Source organism: Pseudomonas sp. RGM2987 (assembly GCF_022952855.1).
Taxonomy (GTDB): Bacteria; Pseudomonadota; Gammaproteobacteria; order Pseudomonadales; family Pseudomonadaceae; genus Aquipseudomonas.
In genome coordinates, this window is sequence record NZ_JALJDX010000149.1 from 1 (window position 1) to 26668 (window position 26668).

Below are 26668 nucleotides of genomic sequence, written 5' to 3' on the forward strand. Positions count from 1 at the left end.
CAGTTACATCTGTATGGACTGTCACACCGCATTCGCGAGCAAGCCCGCTCCCACAGGAAAAATGCGCAGGCATACCCGTTTGCGACACACCCGTAACCCGCTTTTGCCCCGTGCTTGCAGCTCACCGCTCGAAGCTAGCCGCTGCACTTATCCAATCCCGCCATCCTTGTAGGGAAATCCCTACCCCGACCCTTCCATCCGGCTGAGGCGATTCTCTCCTGCGCCCCGATTTGCGCGGGCGCGAGGCTCCACTAGGCTTGATTCACAAGCAGTCATCAAAACAAAAGGTGCGGGTATGAGCCAGGTCGATTCAAGCGCGGGGACCAGCGATGTGCTGGTCAGCTTTCGTGGTGTGCAAAAGAGCTACGACGGCGAGAACCTGATCGTCAAGGACCTCAACCTGGATATTCGCAAAGGCGAATTCCTGACCCTGCTCGGGCCGTCCGGCTCCGGCAAGACCACCAGCCTGATGATGCTCGCCGGATTTGAAACCCCGACGGCGGGTGAGATCCAGCTGGCTGGGCGCGCTATCAACCACGTGCCGCCGCACAAGCGCGACATCGGCATGGTGTTCCAGAACTATGCCTTGTTCCCGCACATGACCGTCGCCGAGAACCTGGCGTTCCCATTGACTGTACGCGGGCTGAACAAGAGCGACGTGAGCGACCGAGTCAAGCGCGTGCTGAGCATGGTCCAGCTCGACACCTTCGCCCAGCGCTATCCAGCGCAATTGTCCGGCGGCCAGCAACAACGCGTGGCGCTGGCCCGTGCCCTGGTGTTCGAACCGCAGCTGGTGTTGATGGACGAACCCCTCGGTGCATTGGACAAGCAGCTGCGTGAGCACATGCAGATGGAAATCAAGCACCTGCACCAGCGCCTCGGGGTGACCGTGGTCTACGTGACCCACGACCAGGGCGAGGCGTTGACCATGTCCGACCGTGTGGCGGTGTTCCACCAGGGCGAGATCCAGCAGATCGCCCCACCGCGCACACTCTATGAAGAGCCAAAAAATACTTTTGTCGCCAACTTCATCGGCGAAAACAACCGCCTCAACGGCCGTCTGCACAGCCATACCGGTGATCGTTGTCTGGTGGAGTTGGGGCGCGGCGAGAAGGTCGAGGCACTGGCGGTCAACGTTGGTCAGCCCGGCGAGCCGGTGACCCTGTCGATCCGTCCGGAGCGGGTGAGCCTCAACGGCGCCAGCGAACAATGTGTCAACCGCTTCTCAGGGAGGGTGGCGGAATTCATCTATCTGGGCGACCACGTCCGGGTTCGCCTGGAAGTCTGCGGCAAGAACGACTTCTTCGTGAAACAGCCGATTGCCGAGCTCGATCCCGAGCTGGCCGTCGGGGACGTGGTTCCGCTTGGCTGGCAGGTCGAGCACGTGCGCGCGCTCGATCCACTTCTAGAGGCGAATTGATCGCCCCCTGCTGTAATCAACACACCAACCCTGCACGTGGAGAGAACAATAAATGTTGAGATCCCTGAAGTTCACAGCCCTGACCCTGGGCATGATGGGTGCGGCAAGCGCGATGGCGGCGGGCCCGGACCTGACCGTGGTGTCTTTTGGCGGGGCGAACAAGGCGGCGCAGGTCAAAGCCTTCTACGCACCGTGGGAAGCGGCCGGTAACGGCAAGATCGTGGCTGGCGAGTACAACGGCGAAATGGCCAAGGTCAAGGCCATGGTCGACACCAAGAGCGTCTCGTGGGACCTGGTGGAAGTCGAATCCCCTGAGCTGTCCCGTGGTTGCGACGAAGACATGTTCGAGCAACTGGACCCGGCCCTGTTCGGCAAGACCGAAGATTACGTCAAGGGCGCTATCCAGCCGTGCGGCGTCGGCTTCTTCGTGTGGTCGACCGTGCTGGCCTACAACGCTGACAAATTGAAAACCGCACCGACCAGTTGGGCGGATTTCTGGGACACCAAGCAATTCCCGGGCAAGCGTGGCCTGCGCAAGGGCGCCAAGTACACCCTGGAATTCGCCCTGATGGCCGATGGCGTCGCGCCAAAGGACGTGTACAAGGTGCTGGCCGGCAAGGACGGCCAGGATCGCGCGTTCAAGAAGCTCGACGAACTCAAGCCGAACATTCAGTGGTGGGAAGCCGGCGCACAGCCGCCGCAGTACCTGGCCTCCGGTGACGTGGTCATGAGCTCGGCCTACAACGGCCGGATCGCTGCGGTACAGAAAGAAAGCAACCTGAAAGTGGTGTGGAACGGCGGCATCTACGACTTCGACGCGTGGGCGATCCCGCGTGGCCTGGACAAGACCCGCGCCGAAGCGGCGAAGAAGTTCATCGCGTTCTCGGTGGCGCCGCAGCAGCAGAAGACCTACTCGGAAAACATCGCCTACGGCCCGGCCAATACCCAAGCCGTACCGTTGCTGGCCAAGGATGTCCTGAAGGACATGCCGACCACCCCGGAAAACATCGCCAACCAGGTGCAGATCGACGTCAGTTTCTGGGCTGACAACGGTGAGCAACTGGAGCAGCGTTTCAACTCCTGGGCTGCGAAGTAACCAAAGCGCCCATGGGTGAACGGGCTTTTGTGGCGAGGGAGCTTGCTCCCGCTTGAGTGCGCAGCACTCACAAAATTGGCGTTGCCGACAAAATTTTGGGGCCGCTTCGCAGCCCGGCGCGAGCAAGCTCGCTCGCCACAACGACTCGCTTGCACAGGTTGCTGTTCCAACATAACAGAGGCGGTACGCCGCCTCTGTAACGATAAAAAGAGATTTCCGGAGTTCACCATGGCCATCGCCGTTCCACTGAACGCGGGCACCAGCCCCACCTTGAAGCAGCGGCTCAAGCGCGCCGAACGGGTCAACCGCTGGAAGGCTCAGGCCTTGATTGCGCCGCTGGTGCTGTTTCTATTGCTGGTGTTCCTGGTGCCGATCGTGGCCCTGCTGTTCAAAAGCGTCAGTAACCCCGAAGTGGTCAGCGCCATGCCGCGCACCGTGGCTGCGGTCGCTGCGTGGGATGGACGCGGGTTGCCTGGCGAACCGGTGTACAAGGCCGCCAGTGAAGACCTGGGCGATGCCCGCAAGAATCAGACCCTGGGCGACTTGTCCAAGCGCCTGAACATGGAACTGGCCGGCTATCGCAGCCTGCTGACCAAGACCGCGCGTGCGCTGCCGTTTGCCAGCGAGCCGGCTTCCTATAAAGACGCCATGGAGAACCTCGATGAGCGTTGGGGCGACCCTGCGTACTGGCAGGTGATCCGCCGCAATACCAGCAACGTCACCCCGTACTACCTGCTGGCGGCTGTCGATCATCGCATCGATGACCTCGGCGAACTGGCCACGGCCACCCCTGACCAGGCGATCTACCTGGACATTTTCGCCCGCACGTTCTGGATGGGCCTGGTGATCACCGCCATCTGCCTGGTGCTGGCCTATCCGCTGGCCTACCTGCTGGCGAACCTGCCGTCGCGCCAGAGCAACCTGCTGATGATCCTGGTGCTGCTGCCGTTCTGGACCTCGATCCTGGTGCGGGTGGCGGCGTGGATCGTGCTGCTGCAGTCGGGCGGGCTGATCAACAGCGCCCTGTTGGCGATGGGGGTGATTGATAAACCCCTGGAGCTGGTGTTCAACCGCACCGGCGTCTACATCTCGATGGTCCACATCCTGCTGCCGTTCATGATCCTGCCGATCTACAGCGTAATGAAGGGCATCTCACCGACCTACATGCGGGCGGCAATTTCCCTGGGCTGCCATCCGTTCGCCAGTTTCTGGCGAGTGTATTTCCCGCAGACCTATGCTGGTGTCGGCGCCGGTTGCCTGTTGGTATTCATTCTCGCCATCGGCTACTACATCACCCCGGCGCTGCTGGGCAGCCCGAACGACCAGATGGTCAGCTACTTCGTCGCGTTCTACACCAACACCAGCATCAACTGGGGCATGGCCACGGCGCTCGGCGGCCTGCTGTTGCTGGCGACCATCGTGCTTTATCTGATTTACAGCTGGCTGGTGGGCGCCAGTCGCCTGCGCCTGAGCTAAGGGGAGATCGAAAATGGTAAGTCCTTATATGTCCCCCGTTGAGCGGGTATGGTTCTACTGCTTGCGCATACTCTGCGGGCTGATCCTGTTGTTCCTGATCCTGCCGGTACTGGTGATCATTCCGCTGTCGTTCAACTCCGGCAGTTTCCTGGTGTACCCGCTGCAAGGTTTCTCTTTGCAGTGGTATCACGATTTCTTTGCCTCGGCTGAATGGATGCGGGCGCTGAAGAACAGCATCATCGTGGCCCCTGCGGCAACGGTGCTGGCGATGGTCTTCGGCACGCTGGCGGCGATTGGCCTGACCCGGGGCGACTTTCCGGGCAAGGCGCTGGTGATGGCCCTGGTGATTTCGCCGATGGTGGTGCCGGTGGTGATCATTGGTGTCGCCAGCTACCTGTTCTTCGCGCCGCTTGGGATGGGCAACAGTTTTGCTTCGCTGATCGTGGTCCATGCGGTGCTGGGCGTGCCATTCGTGATCATCACGGTGTCGGCAACCCTGCAAGGCTTCAACCACAACCTGGTCCGGGCAGCTGCCAGCCTCGGGGCTTCGCCGTTGACCGCATTTCGTCGGGTGACCCTGCCGCTGATCGCTCCGGGTGTCATTTCCGGTGCGTTGTTCGCCTTCGCGACCTCGTTCGATGAAGTGGTGGTCACCCTGTTCCTCGCAGGCCCGGAGCAGGCCACCCTGCCACGGCAGATGTTCAGCGGCATCCGCGAAAACCTCAGCCCGACTATCGCCGCGGCGGCAACGTTGCTGATCGCCTTCTCGGTGATCCTGCTGTTGACGCTGGAGTGGTTGCGTGGGCGTAGTGAGAAGCTGCGTACCACCCAGGTGTAAGGTCGTACACCGATCCAATGTGGGAGCGGGCTTGCTCGCGAATACGGTGGCAGGTTCAACATTGATGTCGACTGACACACCGCATTCGCGAGCAAGCCCGCTCCCACAAAGGGTTAGTGGTGCATTCACGAGCTGAATGACGGAACAACCCCCAATACCGAGCTATCCTTGTGCCAGCCCATAATCGAACAAGAGGCCGCGCACATGAGTCTTTCCTCATTCAAGATCGCCCACAAACTGATCACCGGCGCCGCTGCCATCGAGCAACTGGCGAGCGAACTGGCCCGGCTGGACGTCGATAACCCGCTGATCGTGACCGATGCGGCGTTGGTCAAGTCCGGCACCGTGGAGCTGGCGCTGCAACACCTGGGCGGGCGCGACTATGAGATTTTCGACCGGGTCATGCCCGATCCGGAAATCGCCATCGTCAAGGATTGCATGCAGGCCTACCGCGATGGCGGTCATGATGGGCTGATCGGGTTGGGCGGTGGCAGTGCGATCGACATTGCCAAGTGTGTGGGGGCCTACGCCGGTTATCACGGGGAGCTTGAGGATATGTTCGGCGTCGACCAGGTGCCGCGCAAAGGCCCGCCGATGATCGCCATCCCCACCACGGCCGGCACCGGCTCGGAAGTCACCAACGTGGCGATCCTCTCCGACAAGGCCGCGCAGCTGAAAAAGGGCATCGTCAGCGACTATTTGTTGCCGGATGTGGCCCTGGTCAGTCCGCAGATGACCCTCACCTGTCCGCGCAGCGTAACCGCCGCCAGTGGCGTTGACGCGCTGGTGCACGCCGTTGAGTCCTATCTGTCGCTCAATGCTTCGCCGATCACCGATGCCTTGGCCATCGGTGCAATCAAGCTGATCAGCCGCGCCCTACCCAAGGCCTACGCCAATCCTTCCCACCTGCAAGCCCGCGAAGACATGGCCACCGCCAGCCTGATGGCCGGCATGGCGTTCGGTAATGCCGGGGTCGGAGCGGTGCATGCACTGGCGTATCCACTGGGCGGGCGCTTCCACGTCTCCCACGGCGTTGCCAATGCTTTGCTGCTGCCGTACGTCATGGCGTGGAACAAATTGGCCTGCGTCGAACGCATGCGCGATATTGCCGAAGCCATGGGCCTCAAGACCGCGCACCTGAGCGATCCCGAGGCCGCCGACGAAGCCGTGGAAGCCATGGTTGCGCTGTGCGCCGCCGTGGAAATCCCCAAGGGCTTGAGCAGCCTGGGCGTGACCGAAGATGTCATCCCCTCGATGGCGTTGGAGGCGGCGGGGATCGAACGCTTGATGCGTAACAACCCGCGCCAGCTGAGCGCCGGCGACATCGAGAAAATCTACCGCGCGGCGTATTGACCGAGCGTCACGGTGGGCGCGCCATATCTTGCGGTATACAATGCGCGCCATCGTGATTTCGCTCAAAACAGGTGCGTCATGCAGCCCTTCGCTATTGCTCCGTCGATTCTCTCCGCCGACTTTGCCCGCCTGGGCGAGGAAGTGGACAACGTTCTGGCCGCCGGGGCCGACATCGTTCACTTCGATGTCATGGATAACCACTACGTGCCCAACCTGACCATCGGCCCGATGGTCTGCGCGGCACTGCGTAAGTACGGCGTTACCGCGCCCATCGACGCACACCTGATGGTCAGCCCGGTGGACCGCATCGTCGGCGACTTCATCGAGGCTGGCGCCACCTACATCACCTTCCACCCCGAGGCCACGCTGCACGTCGATCGATCGCTGCAGCTGATCCGCGAAGGTGGCTGCAAGGCCGGCCTGGTGTTCAACCCGGCAACGCCCCTGGACGTGCTCAAGTACGTGATGGACAAGGTCGACATGGTCCTGCTGATGAGCGTCAACCCTGGCTTCGGTGGGCAGAAGTTCATCCCGGGTACCCTCGATAAGCTGCGCGAAGCCCGCGCGTTGATCGATGCCTCGGGGCGTGATATCCGTCTGGAAATCGATGGCGGCGTGAACGTGGGTAACATCCGTGAAATCGCCGCCGCAGGCGCCGACACCTTTGTAGCCGGCTCGGCGATCTTCAATGCACCGGATTACCAGGAAGTGATCGGTAAAATGCGCGCTGAACTGGCCCTGGCGCGCCCATGAGCGGTTTCGAGCAGCTGTTTCCCGGCAGCCTGCCGCGTCTGGTGATGTTCGACCTCGATGGCACTCTGGTCGATTCGGTCCCGGACCTCGCGGCTGCGGTGGACAAGATGCTGCTGCAGCTCGGTCGGCCGCCGGCCGGTATCGACTCGGTGCGCCAGTGGGTCGGCAATGGCGCACCCACGCTGGTGCGCCGGGCCCTGGCCAACCACATCGATGCCGAGGGTGTGGATGATGCCGAGGCCGAACGGGCGCTGGAGTTGTTCAACGAAGCCTATGAAGGCAATCACGCTTTGACCGTGGTCTATCCCGGCGTGCGCTCCACCCTCAAGTGGTTGCACAAACAAGGCGTGGAAATGGCGCTCATCACCAACAAACCGGAGCGCTTCGTCGCGCCATTGCTGGACCAGATGAAAATCGGCCGTTATTTCCGCTGGATCATCGGCGGCGACACCTTGCCGCAGAAAAAACCTGACCCGGCCGCGCTGTTTTTCGTGATGAAAATGGCCAACATCCCCGCTTCCCAGTCTCTGTTCGTCGGTGACTCTCGCAGCGATGTACAGGCGGCGAAAGCGGCGGGGGTCAAGTGCGTGGCGCTGAGTTACGGCTACAACCATGGCCGGCCGATTGCCGAGGAGTTTCCCGCGCTGGTGATCGACGATTTGCGCCTGTTAATTCCCGGTTGCCTGGACCCGGCCGCTGAGATAACGTTGCCCGACGCTGTTCAATCCTCTTCTGGAAACGCCATCGTGGTGGTCACCCGCAAACTCTGGATGAAAGTCATCAAGGCCCTGGCCCGCTGGCGTTGGCGCGCCTGACGTGATCCTGGCCGGTTATCCGGCGCGTTTGCACACCTGACTATCTGCTCCTCATGCCACGAGGCACCCCATGATCCGCGAAGAATTCCTGCGCCTGGCCGCTGCCGGCTACAACCGCATCCCGCTGGCCTGCGAAACCCTGGCCGACTTCGACACGCCGTTGTCGATCTACCTCAAGCTGGCCGACCAACCCAACTCCTACCTGCTCGAGTCGGTGCAGGGCGGCGAGAAATGGGGCCGTTATTCGATCATCGGCCTGCCGTGCCGTACGGTGCTGCGGGTCCACGGTCACCGCGTCAGCGTGACCCATGACGACGTCGAAATCGAAAGCCTGGAAGTGGAAGACCCACTGGCATTCGTCGAAACCTTCAAGGCCCGCTACAACGTGCCGACCATTGCGGGCCTGCCGCGTTTCAACGGTGGGCTGGTGGGTTACTTCGGCTACGACTGCGTGCGCTACGTGGAAAAACGCCTGGGCACCTGCCCCAACCCGGATCCGCTGGGCGTGCCGGACATCTTGCTGATGGTCTCCGATGCGGTGGTGGTCTTCGACAATCTGGCCGGGAAGATGCACGCCATCGTCCTCGCCGATCCGTCCCGGGAAGATGCCTACGAGCAAGGGCAGGAAAGCCTGCGGGGGCTGCTGGAGAAACTCCGTCAGCCGATCACGCCGCGCCCCGGCCTGGATTTCAGCAAGCAGTCGGCGGCTGACCCGGTGTTCCGCTCCAGCTTTACCCAGGCCGATTACGAGCGGGCGGTGGACACCATTAAGGAATACATCCTGGCCGGTGACTGCATGCAGGTCGTGCCGTCGCAACGGATGTCCATCGACTTCAAGGCGGCGCCCATCGACCTGTATCGGGCGCTGCGCTGTTTCAATCCGACGCCTTATATGTACTTCTTCAATTTCGGCGATTTCCATGTGGTGGGTAGTTCGCCGGAGGTGCTGGTACGGGTCGAAGACAACCTGATCACTGTGCGGCCGATTGCCGGCACCCGTCCTCGTGGCGCCACGGAGGAGGCTGATCGGGAGCTGGAGGAGGACCTGCTGTCGGACGACAAGGAAATCGCCGAACACCTGATGCTGATCGATCTGGGCCGCAACGACACCGGACGGGTTTCGGAAGTCGGTTCGGTGAAGCTCACCGAGAAGATGGTCATCGAGCGCTATTCCAACGTGATGCACATCGTCTCCAACGTCACCGGCCAGCTGAAAGCCGGGCTGACGGCGATGGACGCCTTGCGGGCGATCCTGCCGGCGGGCACGTTGTCCGGCGCGCCGAAGATCCGCGCGATGGAAATCATCGACGAGCTGGAGCCGGTCAAGCGCGGAGTCTACGGTGGTGCAGTGGGCTACTTCGCCTGGAACGGCAACATGGACACTGCCATTGCCATCCGCACGGCGGTGATCAAGAACGGTGAGCTGCACGTGCAGGCAGGCGGCGGCATCGTTGCCGACTCGGTGCCGGCGCTGGAATGGGAAGAAACCCTGAACAAGCGCCGAGCGATGTTCCGCGCCGTGGCGCTGGCCGAGCAGACATCGAACGACTGAAGCCCTTTAGTACCCGTGGCGAGGGAGCTTGCTCCCGCTGGGCTGCGCAGCAGACCCCTCTTTGTGGGCGCTGCGCACCTCAGGGGGAGCAAGCTCCCTCGCCACAGGTCGTCCAGCTGTTCACCTACACACTTTGTACGGTCAGAAATCCAGGCTGACCCCCAGGCTCACCCCTTGCTGGGTGAGGTCATCATCCTTGCGCAACGTATAACCGCCCCGCAGCGCCAGGTCGTTGGTCAACTTGTGGCTGACCCCCAGGCTCAGGCGGTTGAGGTGGCTCTGGGGCGTATAGCCTTCCAGCGTGAAGTCATTGGCCGGCAGGCTGTTGAGGGCAATGTTCACCTTTTGCGTGTCGTCTTCGTACTCGCGTTCGTGGGCATATTCGCCAAACACCTGAGTCTGGCGAGTGAAGTTGTATTTGCCCTGCAAGCCGATACCCAGGCGTCTTGAGTCGCGATTCTGATCATCGAAGGTCAGCGCCGTGGAGCGATTGCCCTTTTCTGAATAGCCGTCGACTTGCACCTTCGCGTAATCGGCGCTGACAAAGGGCGACAAGTGCCACTCGCTGCCCGGTTGGGCGATGTCGTAGCCAACGCGGGTGCTGAAGGCCCACAGGTGACCATCCGTATCACCTTTCTCCTGTGCCTGGTTGACGCCCAGGTCGAACTTGCGTTTCAGGCTGTCATAGTCGAGCTTGCCGCCGGTCAATGCCGCATCGGCCCACCAGCGGTTTTGCTGGAACTGGGCGAATGCGGTCGCCAGGTAGCTGTTGAGTTTGTAGTCCGAATCATTGTGGCCGGCCTCCATGTCCTGGCGATAGAACCCGGCGGCAACGCCCACGCGCCAAGCCTCGTTGAGACGGTAGCTGCCGCCGACGTTCAGGCTGTAGCCGCTGCCGTCGGCGCTGGCGCCGCTGTCCTGGCTGTCCACATCCAGGTGCTGGCCGCCGCCTGCGACGATAGCGCGCCATTGGCCGACCGCCTGCCAATCCTCCCAGTCCGCCTGCCATTGGCTGCGCAATTCATCCTGATGCGCGCGCAGGGTCGAGTGGGCCATCTCCGGCAGCAACGTCAGCTCCCAAGGCGCGGCCAATAGCGAATAGGCGTAGTCGGCAATCAGCTTTTGCCCGGCCTCGGTGGGATGGACCGCGTCGTTGTAGATCAACTTGCTGGGATCAGGTGTGGCGCTGTTGATGCCGTAGGTGGCGTTTTCCGTGCAGCCGTTGCCGCTGAAGCAGGTCGCGGTGAGGTTCTCGCCGGTGGCGAGCCCGAATCGTGCCGGGTCGGCGAAACTTTCCTTGAGCAACAGTGGAATGTTCAATGGAATGATTTCGGCGTCGATGCCTTGCAGCCGCGTGATCAACTGTTGGTTGAACTGATTGCCCAGTTGCGAGAAGGCGTCTTGCAGAGGGCCACCGTTGAGTGCCGGTGTCAGGCCCAGGTCGGGTAACAGCCACACCATCACATAGCGGGCTCCGGCCGTTTGCAGTACCTGGACGCTGTCAGCCAGGCGATCGGCGGCGGCGTTCGCTTGTTCGGGGGTCAGCACCCGGCCTTGAAGGAAGTCGTTGCCACCACCGGACAGGTAATACAGTGCGTTCGGATCGGCGCGCAGGCCATTGGATTGCAGGTAGCCGGGACGGCTGCGGTCTCCGGTGTCGGACACACCGGTAATCGATTCGAGGATCTGGTCGGTGCGATAACCGCCCACCGCCCAGTTGTTGCCGTCCGCCAGCCCCTGGTCGGCGCGGACCGCCGAAGTGGAGGCGGCAGTCTCGTCGGCGGAATAACCCAGGCGCCCGCCGAGCAACTGGGTTGAGTTGGCGGAATAACTTTCACCGCTGCCGTCGTGATAATTCGGCCCGGTGCGATTGGTATAGCGCTCGGTGGACCCGGGCGGGCCATTCGGATCGGCGAACTGGCCGGCGTCGTTGAGGCTGTCGCCGAACACGATGAACTTGGAGTAAGGGTTGGGGGCGGCGCTCGCCTGGGCGCAGGCCATCGCCAGCAGACAGCTGGCAAGGGGTACGAACAACTTCTGTTTGATCATGGGAAAGTCCGTTTTTATCTTATTTTTGTTAGAAAACGAAACGACAGTACCAAAAACTTCCTGCGCATTGCCATCCATCCTGTGCATCCAGAATTGTTTCAAGGCCCTTCGGGATCCGTCATATTGCGTGCTCCGCCCAGCTAGGCTACTGTGCCGGGACGTATGAACGAGACTGTCCCTGTGTCGATTGTCAGCAAACTTCCGGATCAAATGATCAAGGCACACGCCCGCTGGCGTTGGCGCGCCTGAATATTCTCCGCCGGCCTCGCCGGACCTGTACCGATTTGCCTTCTTTACCTGCTTGAAAGCCGCTTCGCCGAGGCATCACACGCCTCGCCAAGGGCAGTACCGTGCGGGTCAATCTCTGAAGGCTGTATTTAAAGTCAGTGAATTCAAAAGGTTGCTAACGTCATGTTGCTGATGATCGATAACTACGACTCCTTTACCTACAACGTTGTGCAGTACCTCGGTGAGCTGGGCTCCGAGGTCAAGGTCGTGCGCAACGACGAACTGACCATCGCGCAGATCGAAGCCCTCAAGCCTGAACGCATTGTGGTCTCGCCCGGTCCTTGCACGCCGACCGAAGCGGGCATTTCCATCGAAGCCATCAAGTATTTCGCCGGCAAGTTGCCGATCCTGGGCGTTTGCCTGGGACACCAGTCGATCGGCCAGGCATTCGGCGGTGACGTCGTGCGTGCCCGGCAGGTCATGCACGGTAAGACTAGCCCGGTATTCCACGAGGACAAGGGCGTATTCGAAGGTTTGAATCGTCCGCTGACCGTCACTCGCTATCACTCCCTGGTGGTCAAGCGCGAAACCTTGCCTGAGTGCCTGGAACTGACCGCCTGGACCCAGTTTGAAGACGGCTCGGTGGACGAAATAATGGGGCTGCGACACAAGACGTTAAATATCGAAGGTGTGCAATTTCACCCTGAGTCTATTCTCACCGAGCAGGGCCACGAGCTGTTCGCCAACTTCCTCAAACAAACCGGCGGCACGCGCTAAGGACTTTTCATGGATATCAAGACAGCCCTGAGCCGTATCGTCGGCCATCTCGACCTGAGCACCGACGAGATGCGCGATGTAATGCGTGAAATCATGACCGGACAATGCACGGATGCGCAGATCGGCGCATTCATGATGGCCATGCGCATGAAGAGCGAGAGCATCGATGAGATCGTCGGCGCGGTCTCGGTCATGCGCGAGCTGGCGGACAAGGTCGAACTCAAGACCCTGGATGGCGTAGTGGACGTGGTCGGCACCGGCGGTGATGGCGCCAATATCTTCAATGTTTCCACCGCCTCGGCGTTTGTCGTCGCGGCCGCCGGTTGCACGGTTGCCAAGCACGGCAACCGCGCAGTCTCGGGCAAGAGCGGCAGCGCCGATCTGCTTGAGGCGGCCGGCATCTATCTGAACCTGACCCCGGTCCAGGTCGCACGTTGCATTGACAATGTCGGCATCGGCTTCATGTTCGCCCAGACTCACCACAGCGCCATGAAGCACGCCGCGGCCCCCCGCCGTGACTTGGGATTGCGCACCCTGTTCAACATGCTCGGCCCGCTTACGAATCCGGCTGGCGTGAAACATCAGGTGGTCGGTGTGTTCAGCCAGGCGTTGTGCCGGCCGCTGGCTGAAGTCCTGCAACGCCTGGGCAGCAAGCATGTGCTGGTGGTCCATTCGAAAGACGGGTTGGATGAGTTCAGCCTGGCAGCACCGACGTTCGTGGCGGAACTGAAAAATGATCAGATCAGCGAGTACTGGGTCGAACCTGAAGACCTGGGCATGAAAAGCCAGAGCCTGCACGGCCTGGCGGTCGACGGTCCGGCTCAATCGCTGGAACTGATCCGCGATGCGTTGGGGCGGCGCAAGACCGAGAACGGCCAGAAAGCCGCCGAGATGATCGTGCTCAACGCCGGTGCTGCGTTGTACGCCGCCGATCATGCCAGCAGCCTGAAACAAGGCGTGGAGCTGGCCCATGATGCGTTGCACACCGGCCTTGCCCGGGAAAAACTCGAAGAATTGGGTGCATTTACCGCCGTATTCAAAGTGGAGAACGAAGGATGAGCGTGCCAACGGTTCTGGAAAACATTCTGGCTCGCAAGGCTGAAGAAGTGGCCGAGCGTAGCGCTCGCGTCAGTCTGGCCGAGTTGGAAAGCCTGGCGCGTTCAGCGGATACGCCGCGTGGCTTCGCCAAGGCCCTGATCGATCAGGCCAAGAAAAAGCAATCGGCGGTGATTGCCGAAATCAAGAAGGCCTCTCCCAGCAAGGGCGTCATCCGCGAACATTTCGTTCCGGCCGATATCGCCAGGAGCTACGAGAAGGGCGGCGCGACCTGTCTGTCGGTGCTGACCGACATCGACTTCTTCCAAGGCGCCGACGACTACCTGAAGCAGGCGCGGGCCGCTTGCAAGCTCCCGGTGATCCGCAAGGACTTCATGATCGATCCGTACCAGATCGTCGAGGCGCGTGCGCTGGGTGCCGACTGCGTGCTGTTGATCGTTTCCGCCCTGGACGATGTGAAGATGGCCGAGCTGGCGGCGGTTGCCAAAGGCGTGGGGCTGGATGTCCTGGTGGAAGTCCACGATGGCGACGAGCTGGAGCGCGCCCTGAAAACCCTCGATACCAAACTGGTCGGCGTGAACAATCGCAACCTGCACACCTTTGACGTCAGCCTGGAAACTACCCTGGACCTGCTGCCGCGCATCCCCCGTGACCGCCTGGTGATTACCGAAAGCGGGATCCTCAATCGCGCCGATGTCGAGCTGATGGAAGTCAGCGACGTGTACTCATTCCTGGTGGGCGAGGCGTTCATGCGGGCCGAGAACCCGGGTACGGAACTGCAACGGTTGTTCTTCCCGGAGCGTGGTCTGCCCGTCAGCGGTTCGACACTGGACTGAGCCCATGTCGCCAGTGATCTCCCTGACCGTCGAAGCCGGGCTGCAAGCCGAACAGGACTTGCTGGCGAACATTTGCGCGGGCGATGGCGAGTTCGGCCTGCTGTTCTGGCAGCCCAGTGATCGTGCGCTGGTGATGCCGCGCCGCTTGAGCCGCCTGCCGGCGTTCGAATATGCCAGCGAGGTTTCGGCCGCCAATGGTTGGCCGGTGCTGCTGCGTGAAACCGGTGGCGAGCCGGTGCCGCAATCGGCCGCTACCGTCAATATCGCCCTGGTCTACGCACCGCCGCGCAGTGAAGGCGACCACGGCCGGATCGAAACCGCGTACCGGCGGTTGTGTGACCCGATCTGCGAGCTTCTGGATGAGATGGGCGGGGTCGCGTCGCTGGGGGAAGTGGACGGTGCATTTTGCGACGGGCGATTCAACGTCAACCTCGACGGCCGGAAAATGGTCGGCACCGCGCAGCGCTGGCGCCAGAGCAAGGGCGGTCAGCGCCCGGTGGGCCTGGTGCATGGCGCACTTCTGCTGGACGACGAACGAGAATCGATGGTCGCTGCGGTCAATCGCTTCAATCAAGCCTGTGGCCTGGAACAGCGCGTGCGTGCCGAGAGCCATATCGCACTGCATGAAAAATTCCCGGCGCCCCACGCGCTGGAGCGGCTCGAGGCGCTGTATCGAGAGCGGCTGATCAGGCTGCTGGGCGCTTAACGCGTTCCGAACACCACCATGGTCTTGCCCTTGACGCTGACCAGGTTGCGCTCTTCCAGATCCTTGAGCACGCGACCGACCATCTCCCGAGAGCAACCGACAATCCGCCCGATTTCCTGACGGGTCACCTTGATCTGCATGCCGTCCGGGTGGGTCATGGCATCGGGTTGTTTGCACAGTTCCAGCAGGCAACGTGCGACACGCCCGGTCACGTCGAAGAACGCAAGGTCGCCGACCTTGCGAGTAGTGTTACGCAGGCGCTGTGCGATTTGCCCGCTGAGGACATAAAGAATGTCTGGATCTTGCAGCGACAGTTCCCGGAACTTGGAGTAGCTGATTTCCGCGACTTCACATTCGACCTTGGTCCGCACCCAGGCGCTGCGTTCCTGCTCCTTGCCCGCCTGTTCGAACAATCCCAGTTCGCCGAAGAAATCTCCCGAATTGAGATAGGCGATGATCATCTCCCGCCCATCGTCGTCCTCGATCAGGATCGTGACCGAACCCTTGATGATGAAGAACAGCGTTTCAGAGCGATCCCCCGCGCAAATGATGTTGTGTTTGGCGGGGTAGCGGCGACGCTGGCAATGCATCAAGAGCTTGTCGAGATTCTTGATCTTGAACGTGGGAGTAATGGCAACCATGGTTGTATCCCGAAAGACTTCGCGTGTGGGGTTTGGTTTTTATGTGGGCGCGATTGGCTATCGCTAAAAGCTGGCCAAAAGCCAGCGAGATGCCGCCAGCTTAACAGAGGCCTCTGTAATTATTTTGAGAATTTATCTACCGGCAGACGCCCGGCATCCGAAGGCGAAGGCGGTCATGTCAAATCGCTGTGCTAAGCTGGCGACCCTTTTTTAAACAGTGGAGTCTTGGCGATGAAGGCACGCATCCAATGGGCTGGCGAAGCCATGTTCCTCGGTGAATCAGGCAGCGGTCATGTGGTCGTCATGGACGGCCCGCCAGACGCAGGCGGTCGCAACCTGGGCGTTCGGCCGATGGAAATGCTCCTGCTCGGCGTGGGTGGCTGCAGCAACTTTGACGTGGTCAGCATTCTGAAGAAGTCCCGCCAGGCCGTTGAAAGCTGTGAAGCCTTTCTGGAAGCGGAGCGCGCCACTGAAGATCCGAAGGTATTTACCAAGATCCACATGCACTTCGTGGTAAAGGGGCGGGCCTTGAAGGAAGCCCAGGTCAAGCGCGCTATTGAGCTGTCTGCCGAAAAGTACTGCTCGGCTTCGATCATGCTGGGCGCTGCGGGGGTTGAAATTACCCATGACTACGAAATCATCGAGTTGGGTTGAGTCGGGCACTGCGCTGAAGATCAATGTGAGAGGGAGATGCCTCCCTCATCACAGAGGCCCTTGCTGTCAGATCCGGTAAGTGCTCTTGGTCATGACCTTGGCCAGCAGGCTCATGCCGAACTTCACTGGGGCCGGAAAGCGAAAACCGCCGGCCTGGAGCGCGCTCTCGGCATGGTGTTCTTCGTCTTCGCGCATCTGTTCCAGGATCGCCCGGGATTTTTCGTCCTCGGCCGGTAGTTGTTCCAGATGCTCATTCAAGTGCTTGCACACCTGATGCTCGGTCGCCGCAACGAAGCCGAGGCTGACCTTGTCGCTGATCAACCCGGCTACCGCGCCAATACCGAAAGACATCCCGTAGAACAGCGGGTTCAGCACACTGGTATGGCTGCCCAACTGGCGAATCCGCTGCTCGCACCACACCAGATGATCGACTTCTTCCTCGGCGGCATGCTCCATTGCCTCACGCACCTGTGGCAGCTTCGCGGTCAACGCCTGGCCCTGATACAGCGCCTGGGCGCAGACTTCGCCGGTGTGATTGATGCGCATCAGGCCGGCGACATGGCGGCTTTGCTCGTCACTCAATTGCACGTCCGGCTGCACGATGGCCGGGGAGGGGCGGAACGGCTGGCCACTGAAGGGCAGCAACGTGCGCATCGCGGTATCGGCTTGCAGCAGCAGGCGGTCAATCGGCGAGTAGTGACGTTGGGTAGTCATGCTTACCTCCGGGAAAAATCAAGGCGACCAGTTTAACCCAATCGGCCGCTGAAAATTTGCGTTGGGTCAGGCTGTCAACCCGGCGGCCAGTTCATCTGGCGTTGCCCCAGCACATGCATATGGATGTGATAAACGGTTTGCCCACCAAGTTCATTGCAGTTCATCACCACGCGGAAACCTTGCTCGCAACCCAGCTCAAGGGCCAGGCGCTGGGCGGTGAACAGGATATGTCCTGCCAGCCCCTTGTCTGCTTCGGTCAGGTCGTTGAGCGTGCGGATCGGTTTTTTCGGAATGACCAGGAAATGCACGGGTGCCTGCGGGGCGATATCGTGGAAGGCCAGGACCTGGTCATCCTCGTAAATGATCTTGGCCGGGATCTCCCGGTTGATGATCTTGGTAAACAGAGTATCCACAGCTGTTTCTCCGTTGGGTTAGTCGAGGTCGAGTGTACTGAAGGCTTGGTTGTCGAGCGTGGATTTTTAACGCGGGCAATAGGTTTTGTTGACCATGCCGGCGATGGTCCGCACCAGCCAGCGCGATCCGAATCGGGGCAGCGCCGCGAGCCAGCGATTACGCCGCCCGGGGATGATGATGGCCCGGTTGCGGTCCAGTGCGCGTACAGCGTACAGCGCGACTTCTTCCGGGCTCATCATCGACGTGTTGGCGTTGCATTTGTGCTCATCCAACTGGGCCCGGGCGAAGAAACCGGTGCGGATCGGGCCGGGGCAAAGCACGGAGACCTTGATCGCGCACTTCTTCAGTTCGACCCGCAAGGCTTCGGAAAAATGCAGCACGTAGGCCTTGCTGGCGTAATAGGTACTCATCCACGGCCCGGGCTGGAACGCGGCAATCGATGCAACGTTGAGGATCTGGCCGCCGCCCTGCAGTGCCATGGTATTGCCAACGGCGTGACAGAGACGCGTCAGGGCGAGGATGTTGACCTCGATCAGATCCTGTTCCGTCATCCAGTCCTGGCCCAGGAACGGGCCACTGGTACCGATGCCGGCGCAGTTGACCAACAGGTCGATCTGCCGTTCGCCTTCCTCCAGTTCCAGGAGAAAGCCTGAAAGCCTCAGCGGTTCGCTCAGGTCGCAGGCGCGGAACAGCACCTCCACGCCAAACCGTTGAGTCAGTTCTATTGCAATACTTTCCAGCCGATCACGCTGTCGGGCCACCAGAATCAGGTTGCGGCCGCGCCGGGCCAGCGCTTCGGCCATGGCCAGGCCAAGGCCGCTGGAGGCGCCAGTGATCAGAGCGTAACGGGTCATGCAGTTCTCCATCGCAACGGCCCGCCGCCGGTGGACTGAACTGTCACCGGCACCAAGCGCGTTTATTGTTCCTCTTCAGATTCTACAGAAGGATCGGGTTCGGCGGCCGGTTCCGCAGCTTCTTCAGCAGGGTCGACGGATTCGCTGCTTTCATAGCTGCTCAAGGCACTGCTGTCGTAGTCCTCCTGGAGAGCACCGAAGATGCCGGCGAATGTAGCAAGGAAAATCAGCACGATCATCACCAGCCAAAGCGACGCGAGTACCTTGACCGCCGTGGTGTTGCGCGGCGGAGGAGGGCCGTATTGGTTGGCACCGGCATTGCCCGGGGCGAAGACCAGGACGAACGGGAAGATGCTGCCTACGACCGGCACGAGGTTCACCAGCCACAACCAGCCCGACCAGCCGAGGTCGTGCAGGCGCTGGACGTTGAACTGGATGCTCACGAAGGCAAAGGCAAACAGGATGACAGCGGCGAACAGGCCGCCAACGACCAGCGCCGCCAGTGAGTTGGAAGCCAGCAGCCAGGTGGTGCCCAGCCAGAAGCCCAGGCCGACCACCGGCATTACGGCCAACGTCAATACCATGGTCCAGGCCAGGTAGCGCAGGCGTCCGATCCGCCCATCGAAACTGAAGGGTTTGAGCGTTGCGTATTCGGCCACTGCCTCGCCGACTTGAGCCCGGGGTGGCGCGTAAGGGGAGGCCGGTTCGATGCTCAAGTCCGATTGACGTGCAGCGGGTTGGGAGGATTCCTGTACTTCGCCGAGGTTCAGCTGCAGGGCGGGCTCGGCTTCGATCCGGGCATCGATCCCGCTTTTATTGAGCGCTTCCAGGTACTTTTGCGCTTCGTTCTGCGACAGGTTGCTCTTCAGGGCCACCTTGTTGCCACTGAACAGCCGCTCAATGGCGTTGACATCGCTCTTGAACAGCTCGGCGAGATTGAACTTGGCTGTGGTGGCATCGACGCCTGGCAGCAGCGCTCCGTCGAATACGATATTGAAGCGGGTCTCATTCATGCCCGGCATCCTTGTCTCTGAAAGTTGATGTTCTGTTTTGATCGGCTTGCTTCAGCGCGGCCATTGTCCGCCAAGCCGTGCCGCCCGGGCTTGCGCCTGACGGTACTCCTCGTCCAGGCGTGCCACCAACTGATCAACGCTGGGCAGATCCTGGATCTCACCCACGCCCTGGCCTGCGGACCAAACGGTCTTCCAGGCCTTGGCTTCATCGTTCAGCGGTTTGAGTTTCGAGCCGAAATCCACTTCGCCCTTGCCTTGCAGAGCTGCGAGGTCGAAGCCGGCGTTTTCCAGGCTCTGGCGCATGAAGCTGGCAGGCACTCCGGACACCGCAGGAGTATGCACGATGTCGGCGGCCCTGGATGTGAGCAACATCTCTTTATAAGCGTCAGGCGCATGACTTTCCGTCGTAGCGATAAATCGGGTGCCGAAGTAAGCCAGGTCTGCGCCAAGCAACTGTGCTGCCAGGATCTGATGGCCGTGGTTCAGGCATCCTGCGAGCAGCACGGTCTTATCGAAGAACTGCCGGATCTCGGCGACCAGCGAGAAGGGGCTCCAGGTCCCGGCATGCCCGCCTGCACCCGCGGCGACGGCGATCAGGCCATCGACGCCGGCTTCGGCGGCTTTTTCGGCATGACGGCGGGTGGTCACGTCATGAAAGACCAGCCCGCCATAACCGTGGACCGCATCGACCAGTTCCTTCACCGCGCCGAGGCTGGTGATGACGATCGGCACCTTGTGATCGATGCAGATAGCCAGGTCGGCCTCAAGCCGTGGATTGCTGTGGTGCACGATCAGGTTCACGGCGTAGGGCGCCGGATTTTCCAGTGTCGCCAGGCCTGCTTCGATTTCTTCCAGCCACGCCTTGAAGCCGCTGCTCTCGCGCTGGTTCAACGCCGGGAAGCTGCCGACTATGCCGTTGCGACAGCAGGCCAGCACCAGTTGCGGATTGGAAATCAGGAACATCGGTGCCGCCACGACAGGCAGGCGCAAGCGTTGTTCAAGCAGAGCGGGCAGCGACATGGAAAGTACCCCGTTTAAATAATGCCGATTGGAGGTTAGAACGGCCGAACCACGACCAGAATTACAATAGCCAGCAATAGCAGAACCGGCACTTCATTGAACCAGCGATAAAAGACATGGCCGCGGGTGTTTTCGCCACGGGCGAATCGTTTTACTTGGGCGCCGCACATATGGTGATAGCCGATCAGCAACACGACCAGGGTCAGCTTGGCGTGCATCCAGCCACCTTGGGAAAAATAGGCACCGGCGTTGAGGCTGAGCAACCAGATACCGAACACCAGGGTGGCGATCATCGCCGGCCCCATGATCCCGCGATACAACTTGCGCTCCATGATGCTGAAGCGTTCCTTGCTGATGCTGTCTTCGCTTTGGGCGTGATAGACGAACAGCCGAGGCAGGTAAAACAGGCCGGCAAACCAGCAGACCATGCTGACAATGTGCAGCGCTTTGAGCCATAGATAGAGCATTTTGATTGATTCCCAGGTTCACGGTGGCCCGATAGTAGAGGTTAGGGCGGCCACACGTCACCTTGACGGTTGTAGCCGCGCCGCGTGGCCCCTATCATCGACGGCTTTCCAGTGGGTTCGTTGAGGGCAGGTATATGGTCAAGGTCGGTATCGTCGGCGGCACGGGTTACACCGGTGTCGAACTGCTGCGTCTGTTGGCACAGCATCCGCAAGCTGAGGTGGTGGTGATTACCTCCCGATCCGAGGCCGGCCTGGCCGTCGCCGACATGTATCCGAACCTGCGCGGCCATTACGACGGCCTGGCGTTCAGCGTTCCAGATATCAAGACCCTGGGCGCCTGCGATGTGGTGTTCTTCGCCACGCCCCATGGTGTCGCCCATGCCCTGGCAGGTGAGCTGCTGGCGGCCGGGACCAAGGTCATCGACCTGTCGGCGGACTTTCGCCTGCAAGATGCCGATGAGTGGGCCAAATGGTACGGCCAGCCCCATGGCGCGCCGGAACTGCTCGACGAAGCGGTCTATGGCTTGCCGGAAGTCAATCGCGAGAAAATCCGGCAGGCCCGATTGATCGCGGTACCGGGTTGCTATCCGACTGCTACCCAGCTGGGCTTCCTGCCGCTGCTGGAGGCCGGTCTCGCCGATGCTTCGCGCCTGATCGCCGACTGCAAATCCGGTGTCAGTGGCGCCGGGCGTGGTGCCAGTGTCGGCTCGTTGTACTCCGAGACCTCGGAAAGCATGAAGGCGTATGCGGTCAAAGGTCACCGTCATCTGCCGGAAATCCGTCAGGGGTTGCGCCGGGCCGCTGGCAAGGACGTTGGCCTGACTTTCGTTCCGCACCTGACGCCGATGATTCGCGGCATCCACTCCACCCTCTACGCGACCGTTGCTGATCGCTCGGTGGATTTGCAGGCATTGTTCGAGAAGCGCTATGCCAACGAACCGTTCGTCGACGTGATGCCTGCCGGTAGCCATCCGGAAACCCGCAGCGTGCGCGGTGCGAACGTCTGCCGCATAGCCGTGCACCGTCCGCAGGATGGCGATCTGGTGGTGATCCTGTCGGTCATCGACAATCTGGTCAAAGGCGCGTCCGGCCAGGCTGTGCAGAACCTGAACATCCTGTTCGGGCTGGATGAGCGCCTGGGCCTGTCCCATGCAGGCATGTTGCCTTAACGGCGGCCGTGCAGTTGCAAGCTTGAAGGGAAAGACTTGCGGCTGCGCAAATAGTTGACCGATTTTGTAGGAGAAGCGGATAATGCCCGCCATCACGCATTATGGCGGCGTAAACGCCGGGAGATATTCAGCATGAGCGTCGAAACCTTCACCCCCACGGCTTTGCAATTCACCCACGGTGCCGCGCACAAGGTGAAGAGCCTGGTCGATGAAGAGGGCAATGATCGTTTGAAGCTGCGCGTATTCGTCACGGGCGGCGGTTGTTCGGGTTTTCAGTATGGCTTCACTTTCGATGAGGAAGTGGCCGAGGACGACACCATCGTTGAGCGCGAAGGCGTCAGCCTGGTGGTAGACCCTATGAGCTTCCAGTACCTGGCGGGTGCCGAGGTGGATTACCAGGAAGGTCTGGAAGGGTCGCGTTTCGTGATCAAGAATCCAAACGCTACCACCACCTGTGGTTGCGGTTCTTCGTTCTCGATCTGACGGCTTCAATAACAAAGCGCCGCAGGTGCCTCACGGCCCTGCGGCGTTTTGTTGCCCGCAATTATTGATCAAGCGGGGTAGATAGCGCCAAGTACGCGCAAGCCCCGGGCGCCGGTGACACTTGGGCGATTGCCTGGAATACCTTCCAGGCAGCAATGAGCCAGCCAGGCGAATGCCATGGCTTCGACCCAATCAGGGTCCACGCCATGCGCAGCGGTGCTGCTGACGGTGGCTTTCGGCAGCAAATCGCCCAGGCGCTTCATGAGTGCCCCGTTGTGTGCGCCGCCACCGCAAACCAGCAGCTCCTGGGTGTCCGACTGGGCGTGTCGCAAGGATTCGACGATGGTCAGCGCCGTCAGCTCCAGCAGTGTCGCCTGGACATTTTCAGGGGGGAAGCTTGGCAGCTGCGACAGATGGCGGATCAGCCATGGCAGGTTGAAGACTTCGCGGCCGGTACTCTTCGGGCCCTTGGTGGCAAAGAACGGGTCGCTGAGCAGCGCCTTCAACAGGGTCGGCTCGACGTTCCCGCAGGCAGCCCATTGACCATCGCGATCAAAGTGATCGCCCTTTTGCTGGTGTATCCAGGCATCGAGCAAGACGTTACCGGGGCCGCAATCGAAGCCGGCGACCGGCTTTCCGGGCTCGATCAGGCTCAGGTTGCTGAAGCCGCCAACGTTCAGCACAGCGCGATTACCGATCTGGTCCTCAAACAGCGCTTCATGAAACGCTGGAACCAGAGGGGCGCCTTGTCCGCCGGCGGCCACATCTCGACTGCGGAAATCACTGACGATGGTAATGCCCGTCAACTCACTCAGCAGCGCGGGGTTGCCAATTTGCACGGTAAAGCCCCGGGCCGGTTCATGGCGAATGGTCTGGCCATGGCTGCCAATCGCCGTAATGTCTTCAGGCTTGAGCTGCTGTTCATTGAGTAGGGTGTGAACGCCTTCGGCGGCCAGCTTCACCCAGCTTTGCTGGGCGATGGCTGAGCGGGCGATTTCATCGGGCCCGCTGCTGCACAATCCGAGCAATTCGGTGCGCAGGGAGGCGGGCATCGGGATGTAATGCGTGGCGACCAATTTGATCGCCGGGGCCAATTCGATCAGTGCGATATCCAAACCGTCCAGGCTGGTCCCGGACATCACACCAATATAGAGCGCCATGGCTCAGCGCTTGCTCGAAGCGAGCATGGTGGCCTTCTCTTGGTCCATGCGCGCCATCAGCGGTTGGCTTTGCGCCAGGAAGCGCGCTCGCTCGGATTTGGCGATCGGGTCGGCCATCGGTAGTTTCTGGCCCAGTGGGTCGACGTGAACGCCGTTGACCTGGAACTCGTAGTGCAAGTGCGGACCGGTGGACAAGCCGGTAGTGCCGATATAGCCGATAACCTGGCCTTGCTTGACAGTGCCGCCGGTCTTCACGCCTTTGGCGAAGCCCTGCATGTGGCCATACAGCGTGCGGTAGGTGTTGCCGTGCTGGATGATCACGGTGTTGCCGTAGCCGCCACGGCGCCCGGCCAGCAACACCTTGCCGTCGCCGGCGGCCTTGATCGGCGTGCCACGGGGGGCGGCGTAGTCGACGCCTTTATGGGCGCGGATCTTGTTCAGGATTGGGTGCTTGCGGCCTGCAGAGAACTTCGAACTGATGCGGGCGAAATCAACCGGCGTGCGGATGAATGCCTTGCGCATGCTGTTGCCGTCGGCCGTGTAGTAGCTGCTGTTGCCTTGTTTGTTGGTATAGCGGACTGCGGTGTACGTCTTGCCGCGGTTGGTGAAACGGGCGGAAAGAATCGGGCCGTTGCCGACGCTTTTCCCGTTGACCATTTTCTGCTCGTAGATCACATCGAATTCGTCACCCTGGCGAATGTCCTGGGCGAAGTCGATGTCGTAGCCAAACACGCTGGCCATATCCATGGTCAGGCTATGGGACAGCCCGGCGCGTGCGGCCGACTGCGAGAGCGAACTGTTAATGACGCCATGAACATAAGCCGAACGGACGGTTGGCTTGGCGGTGACGCGGTTGAATACATAACCCGTGTCATTTTTGGTCAGCGTGATGCTTTCCAGGTCGCTGAGCTTGGTGTGCAGGTTTGTCAGTTGGCCTTCTGGGTTGAGTTCGAATTCGAGCTTCTGGCCGCGTTGCAGTTGGGTGAATTGCTTGGCTTGCTTGTCGCTCGCCAGGATTTCGTGAACCGAAGCCGAGGGCAGGCCAACCTTTTCAAAGAGGGTGGAAAGCGTGTCGCCCTTGGCAACAATCACCTCGCGATGGTCCGGTCCTTTCTTCTCTTCTACAGCAGGAGCCTGCGCCTGAGCCGCTTCGGTGGTTTCTTCGGGGCTGTTATCGATCTGAGCAAAGGGAGATGCCGCCGGTTCGTTTGTGGCTTGAACAGCCTCGGCAGCGTCTTGTTCTTGTGTCAGTTGTTCAGCAGGGCTTTCCAGTTCAAGGCTCAGCGTCGTCTTTTTGGCTTCAACGTCGCTGGAGGGAAACACCAGCAGCGCCAGGCTGAGGAGGGCGGCGATGCCACTTGCGGCAAGCAGGTGGGTCTTCGGGTAAAGCGGCGGCGCTTTAGACGGTTCGGTGGTCATAAGTAATTTAACTTTTGAAAAAATGAATTGGAAAAGATGAATGACATGATGAAGATGAAATAACTGTATAAAATATAACCAAATCCCCTGCGAAGCAAGCCCGCGGACGTTCTGTCCGTGGATTGGTGTTCGTGCGCCGGGCAAACCTTGTATTTGGTGCGCGATCTTGTATGGTTGGGGCCCTTTGAATCTGAGCCTTGCGGGTCTGTTATGAAGTCGGTTGAAGAGCAGCTAGCGCTGATCAAACGTGGTGCGGAAGAACTGTTGGTCGAGTCCGAACTGATCGAAAAGCTCAAGCGCGGGCAGCCGCTGCGCATCAAGGCTGGTTTTGACCCGACCGCACCGGATCTGCATCTCGGTCATACCGTGCTTATTAATAAGCTGCGTCAGTTCCAGGAGCTGGGGCACCAGGTCATCTTTTTGATCGGCGACTTCACCGGAATGATTGGTGATCCGAGCGGGAAAAGTGCTACGCGTCCGCCGCTGACTCGCGAGCAGGTTCTCGATAATGCTGAGACCTACAAGACCCAGGTTTTCAAAATTCTTGATCCTGCCAAGACTGAAGTGGCATTTAACTCCACCTGGATGGACCAGATGGGGCCGGCGGACTTCATTCGGCTGACATCCCAATACACTGTGGCACGCATGCTGGAGCGCGATGACTTCGACAAGCGCTACACGACCAATCAGCCAATCGCTATTCATGAGTTTCTCTATCCGCTTGTCCAGGGTTATGACTCGGTTGCTTTGCGTGCTGATGTGGAGCTTGGCGGCACGGACCAGAAATTCAATCTGCTGATGGGGCGTGAGCTGCAGCGTAGTTATGGTCAAGAAGCCCAGTGCATCCTGACCATGCCGTTGCTGGAAGGTCTGGATGGTGTGAAGAAGATGTCCAAATCGTTGGGCAACTACGTCGGCATCCAGGAAGCGCCGGGGGTGATGTACGGTAAGTTGGTATCGATTCCGGACGCGCTGATGTGGCGTTACTTCGAGCTGCTGAGCTTCCGTTCCATGGATGAGATCAACGCTTTGCGTGCAGATGTCGAGGCTGGTGCCAATCCGCGGGATATCAAGATCAAGCTGGCGGAAGAGATTGTTGCTCGTTTTCACGGTGAGGAGGCGGCAGCCAGCGCTCACCGCGCTGCGGGCAATCGCATGAAGGAGGGTGAGCTGCCGGACGACCTGCCTGAAATCGAATTGGTTGCCGCTGAGGATATGCCAATTGCGGCGGTCCTCAATAAAGCAGGTCTGGTCAAGAATGCGGCGGTGGCGCGCGATCTCCTGGGTTCTGGTGGTGTGCGTATAGATGGCGAAGTGGTGGATCGCGCTTATATATATAAGCTGGGTTCTACTCATGTTTGTCAGGCGGGCAAGAAGGCTTTTGCGCGCATTACGCTGAAATCCGAATAAACCTGAAATTAAGGGTTGACGGCAGATTTCAGGTGTCTATAATTCGCCCCACTTCCGGCGCAGTCGAAACGGAAAACTCCTTGAAACTCAATGAGTTGCGATGTTTTCGACAGCGGCCTGCTTCAGTTCATCGAAGTCTGGAAGAAGTCGATGGGGCAGTGTTGTAGCGCCCGGTTGACGGTTCGATCCTCTCGGTCGAAAGCGGTGAAAAAGAGGTGTTGACAGCAGCGACTAACGCTGTAGAATTCGCCTCCCGCTAACGAGAGATCGGAAGCGCAAGTGGTTGAAGTTGTTA

The 26668-nt window shown here is 60.4% G+C and carries 26 protein-coding genes; 16 read left to right on the plus strand and 10 right to left on the minus strand.

The genetic code is table 11. From position 1 onward, the window contains the following. The first annotated feature begins 295 nt into the window (after positions 1 to 295). The 8 genes from RGM2987_RS05735 (at position 296) to trpE (ending at position 9303) form a co-directional block, all read left to right on the plus strand. Complete coding sequence (locus tag RGM2987_RS05735) at positions 296 to 1420, plus strand: ABC transporter ATP-binding protein (protein WP_245139150.1); 1125 nt, start codon at positions 296 to 298, stop codon at positions 1418 to 1420. A gap of 52 nt (positions 1421 to 1472) precedes the next feature. Further along, positions 1473 to 2516, plus strand: a complete 1044-nt coding sequence (locus RGM2987_RS05740) for an ABC transporter substrate-binding protein (RefSeq protein WP_042730717.1) — start codon at positions 1473 to 1475, stop codon at positions 2514 to 2516. A gap of 228 nt (positions 2517 to 2744) precedes the next feature. After that, positions 2745 to 3992, plus strand: coding sequence for an ABC transporter permease (locus RGM2987_RS05745; RefSeq protein WP_245139151.1), 1248 nt, complete (start codon positions 2745 to 2747; stop codon positions 3990 to 3992). Between the two features lie 13 nt (positions 3993 to 4005). Then, a complete protein-coding gene (locus RGM2987_RS05750; protein WP_245139152.1) occupies positions 4006 to 4830 on the plus strand; it encodes an ABC transporter permease in 825 nt (274 codons plus the stop codon). Between the two features lie 204 nt (positions 4831 to 5034). Then, the gene (locus tag RGM2987_RS05755) at positions 5035 to 6183 is read left to right on the plus strand and encodes an iron-containing alcohol dehydrogenase (RefSeq protein ID WP_245139153.1); all 1149 of its coding nucleotides are present in this window, start codon (positions 5035 to 5037) and stop codon (positions 6181 to 6183) included. A gap of 78 nt (positions 6184 to 6261) precedes the next feature. Further along, on the plus strand, positions 6262 to 6936 hold the full coding sequence (gene rpe / locus RGM2987_RS05760; RefSeq protein WP_245139154.1) for a ribulose-phosphate 3-epimerase: 675 nt from the start codon (positions 6262 to 6264) through the stop codon (positions 6934 to 6936). Then, on the plus strand, positions 6933 to 7751 hold the full coding sequence (locus tag RGM2987_RS05765; protein WP_245139155.1) for a phosphoglycolate phosphatase: 819 nt from the start codon (positions 6933 to 6935) through the stop codon (positions 7749 to 7751). Before rpe ends, RGM2987_RS05765 begins: the two co-directional genes overlap by 4 nt. A 70-nt stretch (positions 7752 to 7821) precedes the next feature. After that, positions 7822 to 9303, plus strand: a complete 1482-nt coding sequence (gene trpE, locus RGM2987_RS05770) for an anthranilate synthase component I (RefSeq protein WP_245139156.1) — start codon at positions 7822 to 7824, stop codon at positions 9301 to 9303. Positions 9304 to 9444: 141 nt separating this feature from the next. On the opposite strand, the gene estP is transcribed toward trpE, so the two are convergent. Continuing rightward, positions 9445 to 11352: an esterase EstP gene (estP, locus tag RGM2987_RS05775; protein WP_245139157.1), complete on the minus strand. Its 1908-nt coding sequence runs from the start codon at positions 11350 to 11352 to the stop codon at positions 9445 to 9447. 411 nt (positions 11353 to 11763) lie between these two features. Here estP and RGM2987_RS05780 point away from each other — a divergent pair, with 411 nt between their 5' ends. The 4 genes from RGM2987_RS05780 to RGM2987_RS05795 are packed head-to-tail and all read left to right on the plus strand — an operon-like array spanning position 11764 to position 14955. After that, entirely contained in the window at positions 11764 to 12357 is a 594-nt protein-coding gene (locus RGM2987_RS05780) for an aminodeoxychorismate/anthranilate synthase component II (protein ID WP_245139158.1), read from the plus strand. Between the two features lie 9 nt (positions 12358 to 12366). Next, positions 12367 to 13416: an anthranilate phosphoribosyltransferase gene (gene trpD, locus RGM2987_RS05785; RefSeq protein WP_042730264.1), complete on the plus strand. Its 1050-nt coding sequence runs from the start codon at positions 12367 to 12369 to the stop codon at positions 13414 to 13416. Next, entirely contained in the window at positions 13413 to 14249 is an 837-nt protein-coding gene (gene trpC / locus RGM2987_RS05790) for an indole-3-glycerol phosphate synthase TrpC (RefSeq protein WP_245139159.1), read from the plus strand. The genes trpD and trpC overlap by 4 nt, the downstream gene beginning before the upstream one ends. Before the next feature lie 4 nt (positions 14250 to 14253). After that, positions 14254 to 14955, plus strand: a complete 702-nt coding sequence (locus tag RGM2987_RS05795; protein ID WP_245139160.1) for a lipoate--protein ligase family protein — start codon at positions 14254 to 14256, stop codon at positions 14953 to 14955. Here the strand turns inward: RGM2987_RS05795 and crp are convergent. Next, positions 14952 to 15596 carry a cAMP-activated global transcriptional regulator CRP gene (gene crp / locus RGM2987_RS05800; protein ID WP_245139161.1) on the minus strand — a complete coding sequence of 215 codons (645 nt, stop codon included), beginning with the start codon at positions 15594 to 15596 and terminating at the stop codon, positions 14952 to 14954. The genes RGM2987_RS05795 and crp overlap by 4 nt on opposite strands. Before the next feature lie 231 nt (positions 15597 to 15827). Between crp and RGM2987_RS05805 the strand changes: the two genes are divergently transcribed. Beyond that, positions 15828 to 16250: an OsmC family protein gene (locus tag RGM2987_RS05805; RefSeq protein ID WP_042730268.1), complete on the plus strand. Its 423-nt coding sequence runs from the start codon at positions 15828 to 15830 to the stop codon at positions 16248 to 16250. Between the two features lie 66 nt (positions 16251 to 16316). On the opposite strand, the gene coq7 is transcribed toward RGM2987_RS05805, so the two are convergent. The 6 genes from coq7 to hemJ form a co-directional block, all read right to left on the minus strand. After that, positions 16317 to 16964 carry a 2-polyprenyl-3-methyl-6-methoxy-1,4-benzoquinone monooxygenase gene (gene coq7, locus RGM2987_RS05810; RefSeq protein WP_245139162.1) on the minus strand — a complete coding sequence of 216 codons (648 nt, stop codon included), beginning with the start codon at positions 16962 to 16964 and terminating at the stop codon, positions 16317 to 16319. Between the two features lie 74 nt (positions 16965 to 17038). Then, complete coding sequence (locus tag RGM2987_RS05815; protein WP_245139163.1) at positions 17039 to 17377, minus strand: histidine triad nucleotide-binding protein; 339 nt, start codon at positions 17375 to 17377, stop codon at positions 17039 to 17041. Positions 17378 to 17443: 66 nt separating this feature from the next. Beyond that, the gene (locus RGM2987_RS05820; RefSeq protein WP_245139164.1) at positions 17444 to 18232 is read right to left on the minus strand and encodes an SDR family oxidoreductase; all 789 of its coding nucleotides are present in this window, start codon (positions 18230 to 18232) and stop codon (positions 17444 to 17446) included. A 62-nt stretch (positions 18233 to 18294) separates the two neighbouring features. After that, the gene (locus tag RGM2987_RS05825) at positions 18295 to 19245 is read right to left on the minus strand and encodes a DUF805 domain-containing protein (RefSeq protein ID WP_245139165.1); all 951 of its coding nucleotides are present in this window, start codon (positions 19243 to 19245) and stop codon (positions 18295 to 18297) included. Between the two features lie 51 nt (positions 19246 to 19296). Beyond that, on the minus strand, positions 19297 to 20265 hold the full coding sequence (locus tag RGM2987_RS05830; protein WP_245139166.1) for a nitronate monooxygenase family protein: 969 nt from the start codon (positions 20263 to 20265) through the stop codon (positions 19297 to 19299). A gap of 35 nt (positions 20266 to 20300) precedes the next feature. Further along, the gene (gene hemJ, locus RGM2987_RS05835) at positions 20301 to 20732 is read right to left on the minus strand and encodes a protoporphyrinogen oxidase HemJ (protein WP_245139167.1); all 432 of its coding nucleotides are present in this window, start codon (positions 20730 to 20732) and stop codon (positions 20301 to 20303) included. 134 nt (positions 20733 to 20866) lie between these two features. Here hemJ and argC point away from each other — a divergent pair, with 134 nt between their 5' ends. Both argC and erpA read left to right on the plus strand, forming a co-directional pair. Continuing rightward, positions 20867 to 21901 (plus strand): N-acetyl-gamma-glutamyl-phosphate reductase, encoded by a 1035-nt coding sequence (argC, locus tag RGM2987_RS05840; protein ID WP_245139168.1) that lies wholly within the window; start codon positions 20867 to 20869, stop codon positions 21899 to 21901. A gap of 132 nt (positions 21902 to 22033) precedes the next feature. Further along, entirely contained in the window at positions 22034 to 22384 is a 351-nt protein-coding gene (gene erpA, locus RGM2987_RS05845) for an iron-sulfur cluster insertion protein ErpA (RefSeq protein WP_003177727.1), read from the plus strand. Positions 22385 to 22452: 68 nt separating this feature from the next. On the opposite strand, the gene RGM2987_RS05850 is transcribed toward erpA, so the two are convergent. Both RGM2987_RS05850 and RGM2987_RS05855 read right to left on the minus strand, forming a co-directional pair. Further along, the gene (locus RGM2987_RS05850; RefSeq protein WP_245139169.1) at positions 22453 to 23544 is read right to left on the minus strand and encodes an anhydro-N-acetylmuramic acid kinase; all 1092 of its coding nucleotides are present in this window, start codon (positions 23542 to 23544) and stop codon (positions 22453 to 22455) included. Between the two features lie 3 nt (positions 23545 to 23547). Next, a complete protein-coding gene (locus RGM2987_RS05855) occupies positions 23548 to 24963 on the minus strand; it encodes a peptidoglycan DD-metalloendopeptidase family protein (RefSeq protein WP_245139171.1) in 1416 nt (471 codons plus the stop codon). 210 nt (positions 24964 to 25173) lie between these two features. Between RGM2987_RS05855 and tyrS the strand changes: the two genes are divergently transcribed. Beyond that, positions 25174 to 26373, plus strand: coding sequence for a tyrosine--tRNA ligase (gene tyrS, locus RGM2987_RS05860; protein ID WP_245139170.1), 1200 nt, complete (start codon positions 25174 to 25176; stop codon positions 26371 to 26373). Positions 26374 to 26668: the final 295 nt, after the last annotated feature.

Bases quoted from the DNA above. Each gene is read 5' to 3' on its own strand.
- RGM2987_RS05735 (WP_245139150.1), top strand. From the start codon at position 296: ATGAGCCAGGTCGATTCAAGCGCGGGGACCAGCGATGTGCTGGTCAGC.
- RGM2987_RS05740 (WP_042730717.1), top strand. From the start codon at position 1,473: ATGTTGAGATCCCTGAAGTTCACAGCCCTGACCCTGGGCATGATGGGT.
- RGM2987_RS05745 (WP_245139151.1), top strand. From the start codon at position 2,745: ATGGCCATCGCCGTTCCACTGAACGCGGGCACCAGCCCCACCTTGAAG.
- RGM2987_RS05750 (WP_245139152.1), top strand. From the start codon at position 4,006: ATGGTAAGTCCTTATATGTCCCCCGTTGAGCGGGTATGGTTCTACTGC.
- RGM2987_RS05755 (WP_245139153.1), top strand. From the start codon at position 5,035: ATGAGTCTTTCCTCATTCAAGATCGCCCACAAACTGATCACCGGCGCC.
- rpe (WP_245139154.1), top strand. From the start codon at position 6,262: ATGCAGCCCTTCGCTATTGCTCCGTCGATTCTCTCCGCCGACTTTGCC.
- RGM2987_RS05765 (WP_245139155.1), top strand. From the start codon at position 6,933: ATGAGCGGTTTCGAGCAGCTGTTTCCCGGCAGCCTGCCGCGTCTGGTG.
- trpE (WP_245139156.1), top strand. From the start codon at position 7,822: ATGATCCGCGAAGAATTCCTGCGCCTGGCCGCTGCCGGCTACAACCGC.
- estP (WP_245139157.1), bottom strand. From the start codon at position 11,352: ATGATCAAACAGAAGTTGTTCGTACCCCTTGCCAGCTGTCTGCTGGCG.
- RGM2987_RS05780 (WP_245139158.1), top strand. From the start codon at position 11,764: ATGTTGCTGATGATCGATAACTACGACTCCTTTACCTACAACGTTGTG.
- trpD (WP_042730264.1), top strand. From the start codon at position 12,367: ATGGATATCAAGACAGCCCTGAGCCGTATCGTCGGCCATCTCGACCTG.
- trpC (WP_245139159.1), top strand. From the start codon at position 13,413: ATGAGCGTGCCAACGGTTCTGGAAAACATTCTGGCTCGCAAGGCTGAA.
- RGM2987_RS05795 (WP_245139160.1), top strand. From the start codon at position 14,254: ATGTCGCCAGTGATCTCCCTGACCGTCGAAGCCGGGCTGCAAGCCGAA.
- crp (WP_245139161.1), bottom strand. From the start codon at position 15,596: ATGGTTGCCATTACTCCCACGTTCAAGATCAAGAATCTCGACAAGCTC.
- RGM2987_RS05805 (WP_042730268.1), top strand. From the start codon at position 15,828: ATGAAGGCACGCATCCAATGGGCTGGCGAAGCCATGTTCCTCGGTGAA.
- coq7 (WP_245139162.1), bottom strand. From the start codon at position 16,964: ATGACTACCCAACGTCACTACTCGCCGATTGACCGCCTGCTGCTGCAA.
- RGM2987_RS05820 (WP_245139164.1), bottom strand. From the start codon at position 18,232: ATGACCCGTTACGCTCTGATCACTGGCGCCTCCAGCGGCCTTGGCCTG.
- RGM2987_RS05825 (WP_245139165.1), bottom strand. From the start codon at position 19,245: ATGAATGAGACCCGCTTCAATATCGTATTCGACGGAGCGCTGCTGCCA.
- RGM2987_RS05830 (WP_245139166.1), bottom strand. From the start codon at position 20,265: ATGTCGCTGCCCGCTCTGCTTGAACAACGCTTGCGCCTGCCTGTCGTG.
- hemJ (WP_245139167.1), bottom strand. From the start codon at position 20,732: ATGCTCTATCTATGGCTCAAAGCGCTGCACATTGTCAGCATGGTCTGC.
- argC (WP_245139168.1), top strand. From the start codon at position 20,867: ATGGTCAAGGTCGGTATCGTCGGCGGCACGGGTTACACCGGTGTCGAA.
- erpA (WP_003177727.1), top strand. From the start codon at position 22,034: ATGAGCGTCGAAACCTTCACCCCCACGGCTTTGCAATTCACCCACGGT.
- RGM2987_RS05850 (WP_245139169.1), bottom strand. From the start codon at position 23,544: ATGGCGCTCTATATTGGTGTGATGTCCGGGACCAGCCTGGACGGTTTG.
- RGM2987_RS05855 (WP_245139171.1), bottom strand. From the start codon at position 24,963: ATGACCACCGAACCGTCTAAAGCGCCGCCGCTTTACCCGAAGACCCAC.
- tyrS (WP_245139170.1), top strand. From the start codon at position 25,174: ATGAAGTCGGTTGAAGAGCAGCTAGCGCTGATCAAACGTGGTGCGGAA.